The organism is Micrococcales bacterium, from assembly GCA_016703125.1.
Taxonomy (GTDB): Bacteria; Actinomycetota; Actinomycetes; order S36-B12; family UBA10799; genus JADKAV01.
Genome location: JADJCR010000001.1, coordinates 279,940 through 300,888, shown reverse-complemented (window position 1 = coordinate 300,888; position 20,949 = coordinate 279,940). Strand labels below are relative to the sequence as shown.

Below are 20,949 nucleotides of genomic sequence, written 5' to 3'. Positions count from 1 at the left end.
GTCCTCAGATACGCCAGCACGACCGGTGGCCAACCGACCCGGTGGCCTGTAAAACCAGCGTATACCCGCGGATTCCGGGCAAGGGCGGTCGAAAGGGGGAGATCGGCGCCTACCCCTGCGGGATCCCCTGCAACACCTGCCAGGTCTGGATCGCAGCCGCCGCTGCCTCCCTGCCCTTGTCCTCGCTGGCACCCGGACCCCCCGAGCGGTCGAGTGCCTGTTCGGCGGTGTCGCAGGTGAGGATGCCGAAGCCGACCGGTGTCCCGCTGTCGAGGGCGACCCGGCCCAGGCCGTCGGTCACGGCGGAGCAGACGTACTCGAAATGCGGCGTCCCCCCGCGGATGATGACGCCCAGGGCGACCACCACATCGTGGGTACCGGCCAAACGGGCCGCCACCACCGGGATCTCGAAGGAGCCCGGTACGCGGTGCTCGTCGACCTGCGCACCCACCTCGGCCAGGTACTTGCGTGCCCCCGTCAGCAGTCCGTCCATGACCTGCTCGTGCCAACTCGCGGCGACCACCGCCACCCGCACGCCATCTGCGCGCACCTGGTGCTCTCCAGCCCGCCCATCACCGCTCATGGCTCTCCTCGTACTCATGGCCCATCAGCGTGGCCTTCGTCGACAGGTACCGCTCGTTCCACGGGTTCGATTCGATCGCCAGCGGCACGCGCTCCGTGATGACGATCCCGAAGCCGTCGAGGCCCGCGCGCTTGGCCGGGTTGTTCGTCAGCAGGCGCATGGACTGCACCCCGAGATCGGCCAGGATCTGCGCCCCCGTGCCGTAGTCGCGGGCATCGGCAGGCAGTCCCAGGGCGAGATTGGCCTCCACCGTGTCTGCACCGCTGTCCTGCAGTTGGTAGGCCTGCAGCTTGTTCAGCAGGCCGATGCCGCGCCCCTCATGACCCTTGACGTACAAGACGATGCCGCGGCCCTCGGCTGCGACGGCCCGCAGCGCGGCGTCCAGTTGCGGACCGCAGTCACACCGCAGGGATCCGAAGACATCGCCGGTGAGGCACTCGGAATGCACTCGCACCAGGATGTCCTCCCCGTCGCCGATGTCGCCGAGCACCAGGGCCAGGTGCTCGGTCGGCTCGATGAGGCTGCGGTACCCGATCGCCCGGAACTCGGCGATCTCAGTGGGGATGACCGTCTCCGCGACCCGCTCGATCTGCTTGCGTGCACGCCGGATGTGGGCGATCAGATCGGCGATAGAGACCATGAGCAGGTCATGCTCGTCGGCGAACTCGCGGCACTGCGGCGCACGCATCATGGAGCCGTCGTCGTTGACCAGTTCGCAGATCGCCCCGGCCGGCGACAGGCCCGCGAGACTGGCCAGGTCGACAGCAGCCTCGGTGTGACCGGCCCGCTGCAGGACCCCGCCGGGGACCGCCCGTAGCGGGAAGACGTGGCCGGGCCGAGTGATCTCCCACGGTTCGGTGGCGGAGTCCACGAGGGTGCGAATGGTGCGGGCACGGTCCGCGGCCGAGATGCCGGTGCTGATGCCGTCCCGGGCGTCCACGCTGACCGAGTACGCAGTTCCCTTGCGGTCCTCGTTGACCATCGTCATCGGTGGCAGGTGCAGTCGGTCGAGGTCCTCACCGCGCATGGGCACGCAGACGACCCCGCTGGTGTGCCGGATCATGAAGCCGACCAGTTCGGGGGTCGCCTTGGAGGCGGCGAACACCAGGTCCCCCTCGTTCTCGCGGTCCTCATCATCGACGACCACGACTGCCCGGCCGTCGCGGATCGCTTCCACGGCGTCCGGGATGGAATCGAATCTCATCGGTAGCCTCCCAGCAGGGACTCGACGTACTTGGCGATCACGTCCACCTCCACATTCAGCCGGGATCCTGGCCGGACGTCGTTCAGCGTCGTCGACCGCAGGGTCTCGGGGATCAAGCTCACTTCCGCACCCTCCGGGCTCTTCGCGGAGACGGTCAGGGACACCCCGTCCAGGCAGATCGACCCCTGCGCCACCACGTACTGCCGCAGGTGCTCGGGTAGCTCGAAACCGACGACGTCCCACTCAGGCTCGTTGCGGCGGTGGGTCACGACCGCAACGCCGTCGACGTGCCCCTGCACCAGGTGCCCACCGAGCCGGTCACCAAGGCGCATTGCTCGCTCCAGGTTCACCCTGCGCCCTGCCGCGACATCGGACAAACTGGTCAGCGCCAGGGTCTGCGCCATGACGTCGACGGCGAACCACCCAGGTCCGCTGGCCACCACCGTCAGGCAGACCCCACTCGTGGCGATGCTTTCCCCGTGGGCGTAGTCCTCCCATGCGCCGTCGGGGGCGATGGTCAGTCGCGTGCTGTCCCCGCCGACCACGTCGCGCACGGTGCCCATCTGCTGCACGAGTCCGGTGAACATCAGCGCCTCCCGCTGCGGATCATCACGTCGCCGCCGACGTTCTGCACATCGGTCACCGCCAGGTGCTGGGCATCCCCGATGGTGCCGATGCCGAGGTCGCCGACGGCCCTGGTGCCGGCGCCCAGCAGCTTGGGTGCGGTGAACCACACCAGGTCGTCCACCAGGCCGGCACGCAGGAACGCCGCGGCAACGGTGGCGCCGCCTTCGAGGAGCAGATGCCGCACACCTGCGTCGTACATCTGCGCGAGTGCCGCCGCCGGGTCCCTGCCCGGCAGGCTGGTGAAGCCGTCGGCCACCACCTCACCGAGCACGTAGCGGTGGGGCTGGCGGACGACCTCGATCCCGCGCACGGTGAGGGCAGGGGTGTCCGCGCGCAAGGTGCCCGATCCCACCGCGATCGCGTCCACTTGCGCCCGCAGCCCGTGGACCCAGCGGCGCGCCTCCGGCCCGGTGATCCAGCGACTGCTGCCGTCGGCGGCGGCGATGTACCCGTCGAGGGTGCTGGCGACTTTGAGGGTGACGAAGGGCCGGCCATTGGTCACGGCGGACAGCCACGGGGCGAGGAAGTGCGTGGCTTCATCGGTGAGTGGGCCGGGGTCGACGTCCAGCCCGGCCTCAGCGCAGGTCTGGGCGCCGCCGGATGCCGTGGTGGGATCGGGCACGGCATACCGGACCGCTGCGACACCGGCACCGATGAGCGCCTGCGCGCAGGGCGGGGTCCGGCCGTGGTGGTTGCAGGGTTCCAGCGTGACGTACGCGGTACTTCCCCGGGCGGCCTCGCCGGCGTCGGCCAGAGCGACGACCTCGGCATGAGCGGTCCCGGCCCCTTGATGCGCACCCCGGCCTACGACCTGGCCGTCGGTACTGACGAGGACGCAGCCCACACGGGGATTGGGTCCCACCGCACCGTGCACGGAGGCGGCGAGCGTCAGGGCTTCGGCCATGAAGCGCTCGCTCACACTGCCTCCCTTCGCGCACGCGGGAGGAGACGCCGAAGCACACGGCGGTGGCGTTTCCTCCCATCCGGACTCTGACCGTCGGCCCCGGAGTTGCACCGGATCCACCGTGCAAGCACGGGTCGCGGGCTTTCACCGCCGGTTCGGAATTGCACCGACCCTGGAAACGTTCACATCCATCGTGTCACATCGGGGTGTCACGACCACGGCAAGGCGACGTCAAGCGCAACCGCGGAGGGGTAGCCCCGGCCACCCCCGATTGTGACGAAGGTAGGACCCTCCCGACCCGCTATGCGATGAAGGTGCGCGATCCGCGACGCCAGACCCAGCACCACCGTCACAAACCAGCCCGAGGGCCCCGCACCTTCGTCACAACGACCCCGCACCCTGCGATTGTGACGAAGGTACGACCCTCCCCACCCGCAATGCGACGAAGGTGCGCGATCCCCGACGCCACACCCAGCACCACCGTCACAAACCAGCCCGAGGGCCCCGCACCATCGTCACAACGACGCGGCGGAGGCTGCGGCCCGCAGTGCGTCCACGGCGGCCGCCGGATCGTCCGCGCCGTAGACCGCAGAACCCGCGACGAACACATCGGCGCCCGCATCGGCGCAGACCTCGATGGTGTGCAGGTCCACCCCGCCGTCGACCTGCAGCCACACGTCGCCGTCGCCGATGATCTGCCGTGCCCGCCGGATCTTGGGTACCACCACGTCCAGGAACTTCTGCCCGCCGAAACCCGGCTCGACGGTCATGATGAGCAGCATGTCGAACTCACCGAGGAGGTCAGCGTAGGGTTCCACCGGCGTCGCGGGCCGCAGTCCGAGCCCGGCCCGGGCCCCGTGCCGGCGCAGGTCCCGGGCGAGTTTGATGGGCGCGGTGGCGGCTTCGACGTGGAACGTGACGCTGCCCGCCCCCGCTTCGGCATAGCCGGGGGCCCAGCGGTCCGGGTCCTCGATCATGAGATGGCAGTCCACCGGCGTCTCGACCGTCGTGAGCAGTGCCTCGACGACCGGCAGTCCGATGGTGAGGTTGGGGACGAAGTGGTTGTCCATCACATCCACGTGCAACCAGTCGGCATGCCCGGCGACCGCCCTGCACTGCGCCTCGAGATTGGCGAAGTCGGCGGACAGGATGCTCGGCGATATCTGGATTCCCACACCGCCGAGGCTACCGCCGGCGCAGGTTCAGTGCGCCTTGCGCAGCATCGCGAAGTACATGCCATCGGTGTCGTGCCGGTGCGGCCACAACCGGATAGCTGGGCCGTCGGTGCAGTCGGGTACCTCGGGCAGTAACCCCGCGGCATCCTCCTGGCGCACATCGTCTCGCCCGCGCAAGACGTCTTCGATCACCAGATCAGTCTCCGCCAAGTGCGGCGAACACGTGACGTAGGCGACCACCCCGCCGGGACGGCAGACGTCGACTGCGTGACCGAGTAGTCGCCGCTGCAGGTCCGCCAACTGCGCGATGTCGGAGGCCTGGCGGCGCCAGCGCGCCTCCGGTCGTCGGCGCAACACTCCGAGCCCGGCGCACGGGGCATCCAACAGGACCCGGGAGAACGAACCCTCGATCTGCGCTGCATCTCCGACAACCACCTTGACCACCCCGGGGGTCCCGCGCAGTGCGGCCCTGACGAGGTCGGCACGGTGGTCGTGCTTTTCCACCGCCACCAGTCGGCCCGCATCGGGCAACAGATCGGCCAGCAGCGCGGCCTTGCCGCCCGGCCCTGCACACATGTCCAGCCAGGCATCGTCCGTGCCCTCCACCTCCGCCCGGGAGAAAGCCAGGGCGGTCAACTGACTTCCCAGATCCTGCACTCCTGCGCGGCCGTCACGGACCTCGGGCAGGCTCCCGGGATCGGTCCGGTCCAGGTAGGTGCCCCACGGCGACCACGGCGTCGGCTCGCCGGGCAGCGCGTCGCGGGAGATCCGGCCCGGCCGGGCGGCGAGCGTGACCCGGGGTGGTCGGTTGTCCCGTTCCAGTAGCGCCTCGAGCTCACCGGGCCCGAGAACGTCGCGGAATGCGCGGATGATCCAACCCGGATGGGAGTGCCGCACGGCCAACAACTCGTCCCCGGCCAGGCCCTTGGTGGCGTGGGCGAGCAACTGCTTACCGGGCTGCTTCGTGACGGTGCGCATCACCCCGTTGACGAAGCCGCGCGCCGACGTCGCCCCGACCGACGCTGCCAGCGTGACGGCACTGTCCACCACCGCGTGAGCCGGCTTGTCGAGGTACATGTGCTCGCACGTGGCCATCCGCAGCAGGTCCAGGACCCGCGGATCCACTTCTGTCAGCGGCCGTGTGACGACGGTGGCCAGGACGGCGTCGAGCGTGCCGCGGCGCCGCAGGGTCGTGTACACCAGATCGGTGGCCAACCCGCGGTCGGCCCTGGACATCTGGGACCGCGATAGGTGCGCCGACAATGCGAGGTTGGCATAGGCACCCCGCGCACCCACTTCGTGCAGGACGTCATAGGCGGCCCGCCGAGCGGGACTCGGCCTCACTGGAACACCAGGTCGTCACCATGCAGGCCGCGCGCCCAGTCCGCGGCAGCCATGGCCTTCTTGCCGGCGGGCTGCACGGTGCCGAGTTCCACCGCGGAGGTCAGCGTGCCGACGAGCACCCGGTGCCGGTCCACCCGCATCAGGCCGGGGGCCAGGGTCTCATCGCTGATCGTGACCGGGTGGATCTTCACTTTCAGCTCACCGAGCATGGACCAAGCACCCGGCGCGGGAGTGCAGCCGCGGATGCGCCGATCGACCGCCAGCGCCGGTTCGTCCCAACGGACCCGGGCATCGTCGACCGTGAGTTTCGGGGCCAGGCTCACGTCGTCGCCGGACTGCGGCACCGGCACCAGCGCACCCTCCTCGATGCCGTCCAGCACCTTCACCAGTAACTCAGCACCGGATTCTGCGAGCCGCCCGAGCAGGTCACCGGCGGTGTCCCGCGGTCCGATGGTCTCCGTCACGACGCCGAATACCGGGCCGGTGTCCATGCCGGCTTCCAACTGGAACGCCGCCGCTCCCGTCACGTCGTCGCCGGCCATGATCGCCCGTTGCACCGGCGCCGCGCCGCGCCAGGCAGGCAGCAAGGAGAAGTGCAGGTTGACCCACCCCTTGGCTGGGATGTCCAGCACGTGCTGCGGGATGAGCGCACCGTAAGCCACCACCGGACAGCAGTCGGGGTCCAACTCCTGCAGGGTCCGCACGAAGTCGGGCTCGCTGGGCCGAATGGGGGTGAGGACCGGGATGCCGTGGTCACGCGCAGCGCGGCTGACCGGGCTCGGCGTCACCCGATGACCGCGGCCGGCCACGGCGTCAGGGCGGGTCACCACCGCGAGCACCTCATGACGCGACGCGAGCACCTTCTCCAGGCTGACGACGGCGACCTCAGGGGTGCCCGCGAAGACCAGCCTCATCGGGGGCTCCTCTGCAGATGCGGGCTGGACTTGACGATGGTGTCCGGGCCGAACCAGTCGGATTCGCGGATCTCCCGCATCGCCTGCTTGCGCGACTCCGGGTCCAAGCGATCGATGAACAACACACCGTCAAGGTGGTCGGTCTCGTGCTGGACGCACCGAGCCAGGAGATTGCTGCCTTCCACGGTGACCGGCTCGCCGTGCATGCTGAACCCTTTCGCCACCACCCGCAGCGCCCGCGGTGTCCGGAAGCGGATGTCGGGCAGGGACAGACACCCCTCTTCCTCCTCCTGAGTCTCGTCGCTGAGGTCGAGGTCAGGGTTCACGAGGTGGCCCAGAACACCGTCCACGTAGTAGGTGAAGACGCGCAGGCCCACCCCCAGTTGTGGCGCGGCCAATCCGACGCCGGGGGCGTCCATCATCGTGTCGGTCAGGTCCTTCACCAGGACACGCAACTGCTTGTCGAAGTCGACGACCGGTGCCGCCGGACTGCGCAGAACAGGGTCGCCGAACAGGCGGATATCGACTACGGACACAAAGGGCCTCCTCGTCCCCCGAGTCTACGGGCGGCCCTCAGCCCTCTCCCAGATCGACCGGGTCGACACGGACCTCGACGGGCTGCAAGCCTGCCTTCGACCGTCGCGCCTGCACCTGCTGCACGTGCCTGAGCAGGGCACCGGCCCGGGCATGGGGTGCCAGCAACAGAACCTCGCTGCCCTGCACAGTGTCCAACGGGCCGAGCAGTTCGCCGTCGTACTCGCCCAGCCATTCGGAGACGGCGTCCCGCGGACCCCGCAGCCGCACACACCGGAAGGCCGGCGGCATGTGCGCGGCCTGCCGCTCGGCCCGCTCGGCGGTGGCCAGCGCGCCGAGGTCGTTGCGTACCAGCGCCTGCACCACGTCGAGGTCCTGCGGCGCCACCAGCATGGTGGTCGCGTCAGGGCCGGTTCGGGCGACCGCGGCCATCCACCTGCGAGCCGCCTCCTCCCTGGCGCGCAACGCGCTGCGTGCCAGCAGCACCTCCGTGTCGAGGATCAGCAACGCAGCGAAACCACCGGGAACCCGCGGTTCTGCGCCGGGTGTGGCCACGACCAGCGCCGGGTCGGCGGCCACCTCGTCCATCACGCCGGATTCGGCATCGCTGCGTACGACCGGCACCTCGGGAAACGCCTTCTGCAACTCCTGGGCACTGCGACGCGATCCCGCCCCGACGGGAACGAACTGCCCGCCACCACAGGAGCCACACGTGGTCACCGGCTCGTGGCACAACCGGCAGCGAGGGGTACCGCCGCGGTCGGGCCGGGCACCTCCGGCGCACTTCGGGCACCGGATCGCATGACCGCACTCCTGGCAGATCAGCCCGGCGGCACCACCGGCCCGGGGCACCTGTACCAGGACCGGGCCGGCGGCCAATGCCGATCGCAGCAATGAAAATGCCCGGCCCGGGATGCGCCGGCGATCTGCGGCGGGCTCGGTCTGGGCCTCCACCCGGAACCTGCGGTTCCGGCCGACCTCCCGGGTCAGGCTCATGTCCTTGGCCGATCCGTCGATCAGCCATTGCGCGCACGACGCGGTCCGGGTGTAGCCGCCGACGATAAGCCGGGCTTGGGTCTGCCAGGCCCGCAGGGCAGCGACCTCCCGAGCATGCCAACCGGGTGTCTGTGGCTCTGCCAACACGTCGTCCCCGTCGTCCCACACCGCCATGAGCGCCAGGTCGGGCACCGGGGCGAACACCGCGGACCGCGTTCCGATCACGATGGGCCTGGAGCCGGCGAGGATCTCCAGGTGGGTGCGGTACCGCAACCGGTTGGACACCTCGGCGGTGACCGCGGCGACCACGGCCGCGTCCACGTAGCAGGTCAGGGCCTGGTGCAACGAGCGGACATCCCGGGCATCGGGGACGACCAGCACGACACCACCACCGTCCGCGGCCGTGGCCGCAGCCATCCGGGCGAGCATGTCAAACGGATCGTCGTGGGGGTGGCAGACCCAACTGGCGGCACCCTCGTCCGGTGGGCGGTAGGCATCCCAGGCAGCCAGGTCCGGATGGGGCGGTCGTGCAGGTGGTGCAGATGGAGGACTCTTCTCCACCGCGGCCACCCGGGGTGGCACCGCGAACCGCACAACATCGGTGAGGCTGCCGGCGTATCGATCCGCGACGCGACGGCACAATCCCGCGACCTGCGCGGTCAGGACCGGCGGTCCGGACACCCGTTGCAGGGGCTGCAGCACCCCTTCGAACTGTGAGGGCCCGCGCTCGATCAGCCAACCGGTGACCAACCTGCCGTGGAAACGCACCCGCACCCGGCAGCCTGGCCGGGCCAGCGCGTCCAGATCCTCCGGGATCGAGAAGTCGAACAGCCGGTCCAGATGCGGGAGCGGGGACTCGACCGCGACCCGGGCGACCTCGGTCACTACTTGACGGCCGCCTGTAGGGCAGCCGTCCGATCCGTCCGTTCCCAGGTGAAGTCCGGCTCCTCGCGGCCGAAGTGGCCGTAGGCAGCGGTCCGGGCATAGATCGGTCGCTTGAGGTCGAGGTCGCGGATGATCGCGGCGGGGCGCAGGTCGAAGGTGGCCAGGATGGCGTCCTCCAGCCGCTCGTCGGGTACCGCTCCGGTGCCGAAGGTCTCGACGAACAGACCCACGGGGTGCGCTGCACCGATGGCGTACGACACCTGCACCTCGCAGCGGGTGGCCAGGCCGGCGGCTACCACGTTCTTCGCCACCCACCGCATGGCGTAGGACGCTGAACGGTCGACCTTCGAGGGGTCCTTGCCGGAGAAGGCACCACCACCGTGGCGGGCCATGCCCCCGTACGTGTCGACGATGATCTTGCGCCCCGTCACCCCCGCATCGGCTGCCGGACCCCCGGCCACGAAACGTCCGGTCGGGTTCACCAGCAGCCGGACATCCGAGGTGTCGAGGTCCAGTTCCTCGAGTTCCGTGGCGATCACGAACTCCTCGATGTCGGGGGCCAACAGGGTGTCGAGGTCGATGTCGTCGAGGTGCTGGGTCGAGACCACCACGGTGTTGACCGCGACCGCCCGGGTGCCGTCGTACTCGATCGTCACCTGCACTTTGCCGTCCGGCCGCAGGTACGGCACCACAGCCTGTTTGCGCACCGCGGCCAGCCGGCGGCTGAGGCGGTGGGCCAGTGCGATGGGCAAGGGCATCAGCTCCGGAGTGTCGGTGCACGCGAAGCCGAACATGAGCCCCTGGTCACCGGCCCCCTGCAGGTCCAAGGGATCGGAACTGTGCTCGTGGCGCTCCTCCCATGAGTCGTCGACCCCCTGGCGGATGTCGGCGGACTGCTGGTCGAGGGCTACAGAGATCCCACAGGAGGCGCCGTCGAACCCCTTTTCAGATGAGTCGTACCCGATCTCCAGGATCCGGTTGCGGACGACCCGGGGGATGTCGACGTACGTCTGCGTGTCGACCTCGCCGGCCAGCACCACCAGCCCGGTGGTCACCAGCGTCTCCACCGCGACGTGGGAGTCCGGATCGTCGGCCAGCATGGCGTCGAGGATGCTGTCGCTGATCTGGTCGGCGATCTTGTCCGGGTGTCCCTCGGTGACGGACTCCGACGAAAACAGGCGCTTTGCCACATGGCCTCCTTGGTTCTCGCCCGAGTCTACGAGCGGGGGTGACATCCGATGACGCTGCGCCCACAGGCCCGCGTGGCACACTGGCCGCTGTGAGCCTGGCCTCTTATCTGGCCTTCGTCACGATCGCCATGGCGGTGGTGTTGATCCCCGGTGCCGACTTCGCGGTGACGATGCGCAACACGCTCATCGGCGGGCGGGTGCAGGGCTGGGCCACCGCACTGGGGATCTCCGCTGCGTGTGCGGCGCAGGGCATCGCCGCAGTGGCCGGGCTCGGTGCGATCATCGTGGCCAGTCAACCGTTGTTCGAGGCAATCACCTGGGCGGGAGTGGCGTACCTGCTCTTCCTGGCCTTGCAGGCGGCCCGGTCAGCCTGGCGCGGGGAATACCCACCAGCCAGCCAGTTGCAGGGCAGCCCGGGTACTGGCTTCCGGCAGGGGTTCCTGTCCAACATCACCAATCCGAAAGTGCTGGTCTTCTACCTCGCTGTGCTGCCGCAGTTCCTCGGCCAGGGGATCAGCTGGAGCGCCATCCCCTTGGCCCTGACCCACGCAGTGCTCGCCCTGCTCTACCTGTCCGCACTGGCGGCCGTGGTCGCCCGCGCCGCCGCATGGCTGCAGCGCCGGGCTGTCCGCAGGGCGCTCGACGCGCTCGCGGCGACGGTGATCGGGGCGTTCAGCGTGTCCATCGCCAGAGCGCAGATCTGAGCCGCTGGCCAGGAGGCCACCCCGGGTTCTGTGGAAGCGTGCTGGACTACCTCCCCAACGCATGAACCAGTGCCCAACATGGCACTCGAGGCCAAGACACTCTGGGAAGCGACCACCAGCGACCTGGATGCACACCGGCCTGCTCCCCACACCGGTCGCCTCGATCAGCGCACGTTCATGGTCATGCTCGGGATGCCGCGGATCTCGCGGAGGTACACGATCAACAGGGGGATGGCCAGGCCGCTTCAGGGTCGCGGGCACGCGAAGAGGGTGCGCCGTTGCTCACATGAGGGGTGGCGGGTTTCTTGCCGGCCGTGGTCAGGCCAGTCGGTCGACCACAGCATCGAGGACCCGGTGGGACAACTCCACCTTCCCGGTGCCTGCGACTTCCTCGGTGATGCCGCCGCCGAGCAGCAGCACGGCCTCGTTGGTCTCAGTCCCGAACGCGCGGTCGTGCCCCACCGGGTTGGCCACCATGATGTCGCAGCCCTTCCTGGCGAACTTGCTTTCCGCGTGCTCGAGCCATGTGCCGTCGTCGTCCCCGGTCTCTGCAGCGAAGCCGACCAGCAGCGGCGAGCGGCCCTCCCGCTCGGCCACCAGGGTGGCAAGAACGTCGGGGTTGTGCACCAGGTCGAGGGTCATCGTGGAGTCGGCCGACTTCTTGATCTTGGCGTCCGGCAGACTCTCAGCACGGAAGTCGGCGATCGCCGCGGCCATGATGATCACGTCCGCGTCCTGGGCGAGGGAACGCGCCGCCGCGAGCATGTCGTCGGCGGTCAGCGCGTCGACCTCGTCGACCCCGGCAGGGGTCGGGACATCGACGTCACCGCGGATGAGGGTCACGCGCGCACCCCGGGAGACCGCCGCCGCCGCCAGAGACATCGCCTGCTTGCCGCTCGAGCGGTTGCCGATGTGGCGTACCGGGTCGAGGCGCTCGCGGGTACCGCCGCCGCTCACCACGACGTGACGGCCCCGCAGGTCATGGACCAGGTCCGGTTTGGCCAGCGCGGCCCGCACGATCCAGGCGATGGCCTCTGGTTCGGGCAGACGGCCAGGGCCGGAGTCCGCGCCGGTCAACCGGCCTGAATCCGGATCCACGACCAGCACGCCCCGGTCACGCAGCGTCTCGACATTCGCGCGGGTCGCAGCGTGGTCCCACATCTCCGTGTGCATCGCAGGGAACATCAGGACCTGGCAGTGGGCCGTCAGCAGGGTGTTCGTCAGCAAGTCGTCGGCCAGTCCGTAGGAGGCCTTCGCCAGGAGATTTGCTGTGGTCGGGGCCACCACGACGAGGTCGGCCTGCTGGCCGATGCGCACGTGCGGCACCTCGTGGACGTTGTCGAAGAAATCGCTGGTGACCGGACGCCCGGACAGTGCCGACCACGTGGCGGTCCCGACGAACTCCAAAGCGGTCTTGGTGGGGACCACCGTCACGTCGGCGCCCAACGCCTGAATCCGGCGCAGAACCTCCGCGGCTTTGTAGGCGGCGATCCCGCCACCCACCCCGAGAACTACCTCGGGGCTCAGGCTTCGTCCTCCTCGACCGTGACGTTGCTGGTCTCCAGCAGACCGTCATTGATCTCACGCAACGCGATGGACAGCGGCTTCTCGTGCTGGTAGGTCTCCACCAACGGACCGACGTTCTCCAGTGCGCCCTCGGCCAACTGGCTGTAGTACGCGTTGATCTGGCGGGCACGACGGGCCGCCTCGATCACCAAGGAGTACTTCGAATCGGTCTTCTCGAGCAACTCGTCCAGCGGGGGGTACGTGATGCCCTCAGCACGACTTTCAACAGCCACAGGGGAACCTTTCGTCAGATACGACTTCCCCCAGGGTAGCGGATGAGCACCGGCACGCCATGGGCGCACGGGCCGCTACTCGATCAGGGCGGCCAATTCCGCCGCTGCCTGGTCCACATCCACGTTACGGACGACGTGGTCGAACTCCTCTTGAGCGGCCAATTCCGCCTCTGCGTGCTGCAGGCGGGCCCGCATGGAGTCGCCGTCCTCGGTACCCCTGCCGGCGAGCCGACGGGCCAGTTCTTCGGCACTGGGTGGGGCCAGGAACACCAGGACGCAGTCCGGCATGGCCGCCCGCACCTGGCGGGCGCCCTGCAGTTCGATCTCGAGCAGGACCGGCTGGCCGGCCGCCAGGTGTTCAGCCACCGGGGCCCGGGGGGTGCCATAGGAATTGCCCGCGAAATGCGCCCATTCCAGCATCTCCCCGGCTTGTGCCCGCGCCGCGAAATCCTCCGCTGCGAGGAAGTAGTACTCCCGGCCGTCCTGCTCGCCGGGTCTCGGTGCTCGTGTCGTCGCCGACACCGACAACCACACGTCGGGGCGCCTCTGCCGGACGCGCGCGACCACCGTCGACTTGCCGACCCCACTCGGGCCGGACACCACGTAAAGGCGGCTCACCGCACCAGGACTTCGGCGAGGCTGGCGATCTGGTGGGGGCCGAGCCCGCGCAACCGGCGGGAGGGCGCGATGTTGGCATGTTTCATGAAGCGGTGCAATCGCTGCGGGCCGACTCCCGGCAGGCACAGCAGCGCCTCCTGCACACGCAGAGCGGCAACCACTTCATCGACATGTGCCAGAGCCAGGAGGTCATGCCACGACAGGTGACCCTGCCGCAACTGTTCCTTGACCTCCGCGCGGCGACGCCGGTTGGCCACCGCTTTCGCACTCGCGGCCGACCGCTGCTCGCTGGTCAAGGAGGGGGGTTGCACGGCGATGAATCTACCGAACCCGTGCACGCGCCTCCACGGCTTCCCCCGCAATCGCGTGGGCGGCGGCGCGGGGATCATCCGCATGGGTGACTGGTCGCCCCACGACCAGCAGCCCCGCCCCGGCGGTGATCGCGTCCGCGGGCGTCACCACCCGTTGCTGATCCGCACGTGCGGCACCCGTCGGCCGGATGCCGGGAGTGATCAGCAGAGGTTCCGGGCCCAGCAGTGCCCGCAGGGTGGCGACCTCCTGCGCGGAACTCACGACGGCGCGGGCACCGGCGCCCACCGCCAGCCGCGCCCACCGCATGACGACCTGGTCGGGCGTGCCACTGATCCCGAGTTCCGTGAGGTCCAGCCCACTGAGACTGGTCAGGACAGTGACCGCCGCCACCCTCGTGGTCGGTAGAGCGGTGGCGACGGCATCGATGCCCGTTGGCCCGGCTGCGGCGTGCACAGTCAGGATGTCGGGCTCAAGGACGGCGACCGAACGAGCGGCACCCGCCATGGTGTTGGGGATGTCGTGGAACTTCAGGTCCAGGAAGAGGGCACAATCAGGCGCGGCCGCCCGGATCTCCGCCACCCCGACCGCGCCGTCGCGCAAGTACGTCTCCAGGCCCACCTTGATGTGCGAGAAGACACCATTGACGGCGTTGGCCCAGGCGCAGGCCGTGTCCAGGTCCGGCGCGTCGAGAGCCAGTGCGATGGGGGCGGTGTCAGTCACGGGGACTCCGGTCGGGTTCGGTGAAGGGCGGGAGAGATACGTAAGACCGTTAGCGAAACACACCAGTGGTATCGCTCCCCGCCATACGCATCACTAACGGCTGCCTTTGGGACCGTCGCCCTGGGTCCACCCGGCGGAAGGGCGGGGCCACCCTGAAAGGCGGGAGCGATACGGATATCCGTTAGCGAAACACACCGGTGGTATCGCTCCCCGCCATCCGCATCACTAACGGCTGGCGGTGAGACCCGGGAGTTCACCCCAACCCCCCGCGGTGCGCGATCCCCACGGCCGCACCAACGGTCGCGAACCCCCGCTCCCCCAGCAGGGCCAGCAGTTCGCGCTGGACCCGCACTGGCGCGGACGGATCGTGGAAGGTCATCGTCCCCACACTGACCGCCGAGGCCCCCGCGGCCAGGAACTGCAGCGCATCGGCGCCCGTGGCGATCCCGCCCATGCCCAGAATCGGCACATCGGGCAGCAGCTGGTGGACCTGCCACACGCACCGCAGCGCCATCGGCCGGATCGCCGGTCCGCTCAGGCCCCCGGTCACCCCGCCGAGGATAGGCCGCAGGGTGTCGGTGTCGATGGCCATCCCAAGCGTGGTGTTGATCATCGAGAAACCGTCGGCGCCGGCGTTGTGGCAGGACACGGCGATCTCGGCGATGCTCGTGACGTCCGGGGACAACTTGGCCAGGATCGGGGTGCTGGAACCGCTGTTGCGGCGCACCTGGTGGATGACCGACGACGCGGACATCACGTCACAGGCGAAGACCTGCCCGCGACTCTCTACGTTGGGGCAGGAGATGTTCACCTCGATGGCCTTCACCGCCGGCTCGTTGCGCAGGATGCGGGCCAGCTGGGCGTACTCCTCCACGCTCTCCCCCGCGATCGAGACCACGGCGGACACGTCGCGCTCGGCCAGCCAGGGCAAGTCGTTGGCCAGGAAGGACTCGATGCCGGGTCCCTGCAGACCGATGGAGTTGAGCATGCCGGACGGCGTCTCCACCATGCGCGGCGTGGGCCGGCCCGAGCGCGGGCGCATCATGATGCTCTTGGTGACCACCCCGCCGATCTCGGTGAGGTCGAAGAAGCCGGAGAGTTCCTTGCCGGCGGCCGCGCATCCGGACGCGGTGAAGGCCGGCCCAGCGAACTCCACACCGGCCAGCGACACCCGGGGATCAGTCATCGCGCGGCTCCGGTGCGCCGAGGGTGCCCGCAGGCACCGTACCGACGTCGGCCCAGCGCACTCGGTCACCGAAGAACACCGGGCCGTCTGTGCACGAGCGCACCATCCGGGTCACGCCGTCGTCGCCGACCACCGGCAGCACGCAGGTCATGCACACGCCGACCCCGCAGGCCATGGACTCCTCCACAGCACACTGGGCCACCGCCGCGAACTCCGAGCTCACCTGCGACACCGCCTGCAGCATCGCCATGGGCCCGCAGGCGTACACCGCGGGGTGACGGCCTTCGGCCAGGATGCGTCGCAGCGGATCCGTGACCCGTCCCTGCTCACCAGCGGATCCGTCGTCAGTGGTGACGTGCACTGCATCACTGACCCGCCGGGCCTCCACCACACCGTGCAGCCGCTGCGCATCCCCGGCCCCGACGATGATCTCCACCGGGCACCCCCGCGCCCGCAGTTGGGACGCCAACTCGAACAAAGGCGCCACGCCATAGCCGCCGCCGACCAGCACACAGGGCACCGCCTCGGTGGGCAGCCGGAAGGGCTGTCCCAGCGGGGCGATGACGTTGATGATGTCGCCGGGCCGGCGGGCCACCAGCCACTGGGTGCCCGGACCCTTCGGCGAGACGATGATCTGCAGGGCACCCCCGGCCTTGGTCGAAGCCGACCGGATGGAGAAGGCGCGGCGCAGAATGTGTGCGTCATCGACGGCGATCGCCACGAAATGTCCCGGGCGGAAGCCGTCGGCGATGCCAGGTGCCGCGAAGGACAGGTGGTAGTACGCGCCGTCACGGCGCACACTCAAGACCTCCGCGTCCGACTGCACGGTCATGGCACCGCCCTCAGGATCGCCAGGTCGGCCTGGTGCTCCTGGATACTGCGGACTCCGATCCGCCCGGTCTTGAGCGCCTCGATGCCCTGCACCGCGGCGCCGAGCCCCTGCACGGTCGTGATGCACGGGATGCCCTTGACCACCGCAGCCGTGCGGATGTCGTAGCCATCGGCGCGCGCGCCGGTGCCGACCGGGGTGTTCACCACCAGGTCCACCTCCCCGGCCAGGATGCTGCCCACTGTGGTCGGCTCCCCGTTGGGACCCACCCCTTCGGCGTGTTTGCGCAGGACCGTCGCCTTCAGCCCGTTGCGGCGCAGCACGTCGGCCGTGCCCTGCGTGGCGAGGATCTCGAAACCGAGGTCCGCGAGCCGCTTCACCGGGAAGATCATGGAGCGTTTGTCGCGATTGGCCACCGTGATGATCGCGCGGCCGGACACCGGCAGGCCCGATGAGTAAGCACCCGACTGCGACTTCGCGAATGCGGTGCCGAAGTCGGCGTCGATCCCCATCACCTCGCCGGTCGAGCGCATCTCCGGGCCGAGCACGCTGTCGACCCCGTGGAAGCGCCCGAAGGGCATGACCGCCTCCTTCACCGCCATCGCGGAGCCCACCGGCAGGTCGGCAGCATCCCCGCCGGCCGGGAGCAGGCCGTCGGCGCGCAGCCCGGCGATCGACTCGCCGACCGCGATCCGCGCCGCGGCCTTGGCCAGCGGCACCCCGGTGGCCTTGGACACGAAGGGCACCGTCCGGGAGGCACGCGGATTGGCCTCCAGCACGTACAACCGGTCACCGGTGAGCGCGAACTGGATGTTCAACAACCCCGCACCCCGACGCCCTCGGCGATCGCCAGCGTGCTGGCCCGGATCTGCTCCAGCTCCTGACGCCCGAGGGTCATCGGGGGCAGCGCGCACGCGGAATCCCCGGAGTGGATGCCGGCTTCCTCAATGTGCTCCATGACGCCGCCGAGGTAGAGCTCCACCCCGTCGTAGAGCGCATCGACGTCGATCTCGATCGCCTCGTCGAGGAACTCGTCGACGAGGACCGGATGCTCCGGGCTGGCCTCCGTGGCCCGCTGGATGTACTCGGCCAGCACCGCCTTGTCGTAGACGATCTCCATGCCGCGCCCGCCGAGCACATAGGACGGGCGGACCAGCACCGGGTACCCGATCTCGGCAGCGATGACCTCGGCCTCCTGCACACTGCGGGCCATGCCGTGCCGCGGCGCAGGCAGCCCGGCGTCGTGCAGTACCTGACCGAAGGCGCCGCGCTCCTCGGCCAGATGGATCGCCTCCGGGGTGGTCCCCAGCAAGGGCACCCCCTCCGCCTTCAGCCGGGCCGCCAGGCCCAGGGGGGTCTGCCCGCCCAACTGGCAGATGACCCCGGCCAGAGGCCCCACGGCCTGCTCGGCGGCGATCACCTCGAGCACGTCCTCGAGGGTCAGCGGCTCGAAGTACAGCCGGTCGCTGGTGTCGTAGTCGGTCGACACCGTCTCCGGGTTGCAGTTGAGCATGATCGCCTCGTACCCGGCCTCGCGCAGGGTGAGCGTGGCGTGGACGCAGCTGTAGTCGAACTCGATCCCCTGGCCGATGCGGTTCGGCCCGGAGCCCAGGATGATCACCGCCTGCTTCTCCCGCGGCTCGACCTCGGTCTCGGCGTCGTAACTGGAGTAGTGGTATGGCGTATGGGCGGGGAACTCCGCGGCGCAGGTGTCGACGGTCTTGAACACCGGCCGGATCCCCAGCGCGTGCCGCACACCGCGGATGACGTCCTCCCGGCTGTCACGCAGTGCGGCGATCTGAACGTCGGAGAATCCGTGTTGCTTGGCCCGGCGCAGCAGACCCGGCGACAGCCGCTCAGCCAGCCGGACTTGATCGGCGAGGGAATTGATGGTGACGATCTGCTCGAGGAACCACGGGTCGATGGCCGTGATCTCGTACAACTGCGCGGGCGTGGCGCCCAGCCACAGCGCCTGTTGGACCTTCTGCAACCGGCCGTCGTGCGGACGGCCGACCTCCGAGAGCAGGTCGTCGAGCGGTCGCGGGTCGGCAGGCCAGGAGAACTCCGAGCCCTTCTGCTCGACACTGCGCAGAGCCTTCTGCAGGGCCTGCGCGAAGTTGCGGCCGAGGGCCATGGCCTCCCCGACGCTCTTCATCGTCGTCGTCAGCGTGTCGTCGGCACCGGGGAACTTCTCGAAGGCGAAACGCGGCACCTTCACCACGATGTAGTCCAGCGTGGGCTCGAAAGATGCCGGCGTCTGCCGCGTGATGTCGTTGGGGATCTCGTCGAGGGTGTAGCCGATCGCCAGTTTCGCAGCGATCTTCGCGATCGGGAAGCCGGTGGCCTTCGACGCCAGCGCGGAACTGCGTGACACCCGCGGGTTCATCTCGATGACGATGATGCGGCCGTTCTCCGGGTGGGTGGCGAACTGGATGTTGCAGCCGCCGGTGTCCACTCCGACTTCGCGGATGACAGCGATCCCGACATCACGCATACGCTGGTACTCCCGGTCGGTGAGTGTCAGCGCCGGGGCGACGGTGATGGAGTCGCCGGTGTGAACACCGAGCGGGTCGAGGTTCTCGATCGAGCAGACCACGACCACGTTGTCATTGCGGTCGCGCATGAGCTCGAGCTCGTACTCCTTCCACCCCAGGATCGACTCCTCGAGCAGCACCTCGGTGGTCGGGCTGGCGGACAGACCGGAACCGCCGATGCGGCGCAGGTCGGCCTCGTCGTAGGCGATCCCAGAGCCCGCGCCACCCATCGTGAACGACGGCCGCACGACCACCGGGTACCCGAGGTCCTCGACAGCGACCAAGCACTCCTCGAGGCTGTGGCAGATCACCGACCGGGCCGATTCCGCACCCACCTTGGCGACGATCTGCTTGAATAGTTCCCGGTTCTCGCCGCGCTGGATCGCGTCGATGTCAGCGCCGATCAGTTCCACGCCGTACCGCTCGAGCACGCCGTTCTCGGCCAGGGCCACGGCCGCGTTCAGCGCGGTCTGCCCGCCCAAGGTCGGAAGCAGTGCATCTGGGCGCTCTTTGGCGATGACCTTCTCGACGAACTCCGGGGTGATCGGCTCGATGTACGTGGCGTCGGCGAATTCCGGGTCGGTCATGATCGTGGCCGGGTTGCTGTTGACCAGGATCACGCGCAGGCCCTCGGCCTTCAGTACGCGACAGGCCTGGGTACCCGAGTAGTCGAACTCGCACGCCTGCCCGATGACGATCGGGCCGGAGCCGATGACCAGGACACTGGAGATGTCCGTGCGCCTGGGCATCACAGGCTCCCTTGCATCGTCGCGGCGAATCTGTCGAACAGGTACGCCGAGTCGTGCGGACCGGCGGCGGCCTCCGGGTGGTATTGCACGCTGAAGGCCGGGACATCCAGACAGCGCAGGCCCTCGACCACGTCGTCGTTGAGACACACGTGACTCACCTCGACCCGGCCGAATTCGCTTTCGACCTGCTGGTCCAGTGGAGCCTTCACCGCGAACCCGTGGTTGTGCGCGGTGACCTCCACCTTGCCGGTCGTGCGGTCCTGGACCGGCTGGTTGATCCCACGATGCCCGTACGCGAGCTTGTACGTGCCGAAGCCCAGGGCGCGGCCCAGGATCTGGTTGCCGAAGCAGATGCCGAACGTGGGCAACTGGTCGGACAACGCTGCACGGGCCAGCCCTACCGCGTGCTCCGCGGTGGCCGGGTCGCCGGGGCCGTTGGAGAAGAACAGCCCGTCGGGATTCAGCGCCCGCACCTGCTCGTAGGTGGACGATGCGGGCACCACGTGCACTGTCATGCCGCGCTCCGCCATGCGGGCCGGAGTCATGCGCTTGATCCCCAGATCCACGGCGACGACCGTGAATCGACTGTCCCCCACCGCGGGAACCACATACGGCTCGGCGGTGCTGACCTGCGCAGTGAGGTCCGCACCGAGCATCTGCGGGGAGGCCTTGACCTGCTCGAGCATGGTGGCAGCGTCGGTGAGCGCATCGCCGCTGAACAGTCCCACGCGCATCACACCTCGCTCGCGCAGGTGCCGGGTCAGCGCACGGGTGTCGACGCCGCGCACACCCACCACACCAGCGGCCTCCAGCCTGGCCGACAACGTGTCGGTGGCTCGCCAGTTGCTGGCGACCGGGCTGAGGTCGCGCACGACGTAGCCCGCCGCCCAGATCCGCGCCGACTCGGGATCCTCCTCGTTCATGCCGGTGTTGCCCACGTGCGGGGCGGTCATGATGACCACCTGCCGGTGGTACGAGGGGTCCGTGAGGGTCTCCTGGTAGCCGGTCATCCCGGTGGCGAACACCGCCTCCCCGAACACGGCACCGCGAGCGCCGAACGCCTCGCCGCGATGCGTCGTGCCATCCTCCAGGACCAGCAGCCCCGGTTCGTCGGCGTGGGCGTCCGCATCAGCGAGCATGGG

Annotated in this window: 18 protein-coding genes, 2 pseudogenes and 1 riboswitch; of the genes and pseudogenes, 1 reads left to right on the top strand and 19 read right to left on the bottom strand. The window is 69.2% G+C overall.

The window, feature by feature from the left end; all coding sequences use genetic code 11:
* Positions 1-109: 109 nt before the first annotated feature.
* The 10 genes and pseudogenes from IPG68_01435 to IPG68_01390 form a co-directional block, all read right to left on the bottom strand.
* Positions 110-583, bottom strand: coding sequence for a 6,7-dimethyl-8-ribityllumazine synthase (locus tag IPG68_01435; protein MBK6762011.1), 474 nt, complete (start codon positions 581-583; stop codon positions 110-112).
* A complete protein-coding gene (locus tag IPG68_01430; protein ID MBK6762010.1) occupies positions 573-1,787 on the bottom strand; it encodes a bifunctional 3,4-dihydroxy-2-butanone-4-phosphate synthase/GTP cyclohydrolase II in 1,215 nt (404 codons plus the stop codon). Before IPG68_01430 ends, IPG68_01435 begins: the two co-directional genes overlap by 11 nt.
* Entirely contained in the window at positions 1,784-2,374 is a 591-nt protein-coding gene (locus tag IPG68_01425; GenBank protein MBK6762009.1) for a riboflavin synthase, read from the bottom strand. The genes IPG68_01430 and IPG68_01425 overlap by 4 nt, the downstream gene beginning before the upstream one ends.
* Positions 2,374-3,318, bottom strand: a complete 945-nt coding sequence (ribD, locus tag IPG68_01420; protein ID MBK6762008.1) for a bifunctional diaminohydroxyphosphoribosylaminopyrimidine deaminase/5-amino-6-(5-phosphoribosylamino)uracil reductase RibD — start codon at positions 3,316-3,318, stop codon at positions 2,374-2,376. The genes IPG68_01425 and ribD overlap by 1 nt, the downstream gene beginning before the upstream one ends.
* 63 nt (positions 3,319-3,381) lie before the next feature.
* Positions 3,382-3,502, bottom strand: a riboswitch (FMN riboswitch).
* 331 nt (positions 3,503-3,833) lie between these two features.
* Entirely contained in the window at positions 3,834-4,493 is a 660-nt protein-coding gene (rpe, locus tag IPG68_01415) for a ribulose-phosphate 3-epimerase (GenBank protein ID MBK6762007.1), read from the bottom strand.
* 27 nt (positions 4,494-4,520) lie between these two features.
* A pseudogene (locus IPG68_01410) lies at positions 4,521-5,810 on the bottom strand (rRNA cytosine-C5-methyltransferase).
* A 23-nt stretch (positions 5,811-5,833) separates the two neighbouring features.
* Positions 5,834-6,751, bottom strand: a complete 918-nt coding sequence (locus IPG68_01405; GenBank protein ID MBK6762006.1) for a methionyl-tRNA formyltransferase — start codon at positions 6,749-6,751, stop codon at positions 5,834-5,836.
* On the bottom strand, positions 6,748-7,287 hold the full coding sequence (gene def / locus IPG68_01400; protein ID MBK6762005.1) for a peptide deformylase: 540 nt from the start codon (positions 7,285-7,287) through the stop codon (positions 6,748-6,750). Before def ends, IPG68_01405 begins: the two co-directional genes overlap by 4 nt.
* Positions 7,288-7,324: 37 nt before the next feature.
* Positions 7,325-9,166 carry a primosome assembly protein PriA gene (locus IPG68_01395; GenBank protein ID MBK6762004.1) on the bottom strand — a complete coding sequence of 614 codons (1,842 nt, stop codon included), beginning with the start codon at positions 9,164-9,166 and terminating at the stop codon, positions 7,325-7,327.
* Positions 9,166-10,356, bottom strand: coding sequence for a methionine adenosyltransferase (locus tag IPG68_01390; GenBank protein ID MBK6762003.1), 1,191 nt, complete (start codon positions 10,354-10,356; stop codon positions 9,166-9,168). Before IPG68_01390 ends, IPG68_01395 begins: the two co-directional genes overlap by 1 nt.
* Positions 10,357-10,445: 89 nt before the next feature.
* Between IPG68_01390 and IPG68_01385 the strand changes: the two genes are divergently transcribed.
* Positions 10,446-11,060: a LysE family translocator gene (locus tag IPG68_01385; protein MBK6762002.1), complete on the top strand. Its 615-nt coding sequence runs from the start codon at positions 10,446-10,448 to the stop codon at positions 11,058-11,060.
* 318 nt (positions 11,061-11,378) lie between these two features.
* On the opposite strand, the gene coaBC is transcribed toward IPG68_01385, so the two are convergent.
* The 9 genes and pseudogenes from coaBC to carA all read right to left on the bottom strand — a co-directional run bounded on the left by coaBC (position 11,379) and on the right by carA (position 20,946).
* Positions 11,379-12,587 carry a bifunctional phosphopantothenoylcysteine decarboxylase/phosphopantothenate--cysteine ligase CoaBC gene (gene coaBC, locus IPG68_01380; protein ID MBK6762001.1) on the bottom strand — a complete coding sequence of 403 codons (1,209 nt, stop codon included), beginning with the start codon at positions 12,585-12,587 and terminating at the stop codon, positions 11,379-11,381.
* Positions 12,584-12,859: a DNA-directed RNA polymerase subunit omega gene (locus tag IPG68_01375; protein MBK6762000.1), complete on the bottom strand. Its 276-nt coding sequence runs from the start codon at positions 12,857-12,859 to the stop codon at positions 12,584-12,586. Before IPG68_01375 ends, coaBC begins: the two co-directional genes overlap by 4 nt.
* A 75-nt stretch (positions 12,860-12,934) precedes the next feature.
* On the bottom strand, positions 12,935-13,477 hold the full coding sequence (gene gmk, locus IPG68_01370; protein MBK6761999.1) for a guanylate kinase: 543 nt from the start codon (positions 13,475-13,477) through the stop codon (positions 12,935-12,937).
* Complete coding sequence (locus tag IPG68_01365; GenBank protein MBK6761998.1) at positions 13,474-13,788, bottom strand: hypothetical protein; 315 nt, start codon at positions 13,786-13,788, stop codon at positions 13,474-13,476. Before IPG68_01365 ends, gmk begins: the two co-directional genes overlap by 4 nt.
* Positions 13,789-13,798: 10 nt before the next feature.
* Entirely contained in the window at positions 13,799-14,509 is a 711-nt protein-coding gene (gene pyrF / locus IPG68_01360; protein ID MBK6761997.1) for an orotidine-5'-phosphate decarboxylase, read from the bottom strand.
* A gap of 253 nt (positions 14,510-14,762) precedes the next feature.
* Positions 14,763-15,695, bottom strand: coding sequence for a dihydroorotate dehydrogenase (locus tag IPG68_01355; protein MBK6761996.1), 933 nt, complete (start codon positions 15,693-15,695; stop codon positions 14,763-14,765).
* Positions 15,688-16,527 (bottom strand): dihydroorotate dehydrogenase electron transfer subunit, encoded by an 840-nt coding sequence (locus IPG68_01350; GenBank protein ID MBK6761995.1) that lies wholly within the window; start codon positions 16,525-16,527, stop codon positions 15,688-15,690. Before IPG68_01350 ends, IPG68_01355 begins: the two co-directional genes overlap by 8 nt.
* Positions 16,524-19,807 (bottom strand): annotated as a pseudogene (carB, locus tag IPG68_01345) (carbamoyl-phosphate synthase large subunit). The gene IPG68_01350 and the pseudogene carB overlap by 4 nt, the downstream one beginning before the upstream one ends.
* Positions 19,807-20,946: a glutamine-hydrolyzing carbamoyl-phosphate synthase small subunit gene (gene carA, locus IPG68_01340; GenBank protein ID MBK6761994.1), complete on the bottom strand. Its 1,140-nt coding sequence runs from the start codon at positions 20,944-20,946 to the stop codon at positions 19,807-19,809. The pseudogene carB and the gene carA overlap by 1 nt, the downstream one beginning before the upstream one ends.
* Positions 20,947-20,949: the final 3 nt, after the last annotated feature.

Coding starts and splice junctions, on each gene's coding strand:
- IPG68_01435 (MBK6762011.1), bottom strand. CDS start 583: ATGAGCGGTGATGGGCGGGCTGGAGAGCACCAGGTGCGCGCAGATGGC.
- IPG68_01430 (MBK6762010.1), bottom strand. CDS start 1,787: ATGAGATTCGATTCCATCCCGGACGCCGTGGAAGCGATCCGCGACGGC.
- IPG68_01425 (MBK6762009.1), bottom strand. CDS start 2,374: ATGTTCACCGGACTCGTGCAGCAGATGGGCACCGTGCGCGACGTGGTC.
- ribD (MBK6762008.1), bottom strand. CDS start 3,318: ATGGCCGAAGCCCTGACGCTCGCCGCCTCCGTGCACGGTGCGGTGGGA.
- IPG68_01405 (MBK6762006.1), bottom strand. CDS start 6,751: ATGAGGCTGGTCTTCGCGGGCACCCCTGAGGTCGCCGTCGTCAGCCTG.
- IPG68_01355 (MBK6761996.1), bottom strand. CDS start 15,695: ATGACTGATCCCCGGGTGTCGCTGGCCGGTGTGGAGTTCGCTGGGCCG.
- IPG68_01350 (MBK6761995.1), bottom strand. CDS start 16,527: ATGACCGTGCAGTCGGACGCGGAGGTCTTGAGTGTGCGCCGTGACGGC.
- carA (MBK6761994.1), bottom strand. CDS start 20,946: ATGCTCGCTGATGCGGACGCCCACGCCGACGAACCGGGGCTGCTGGTC.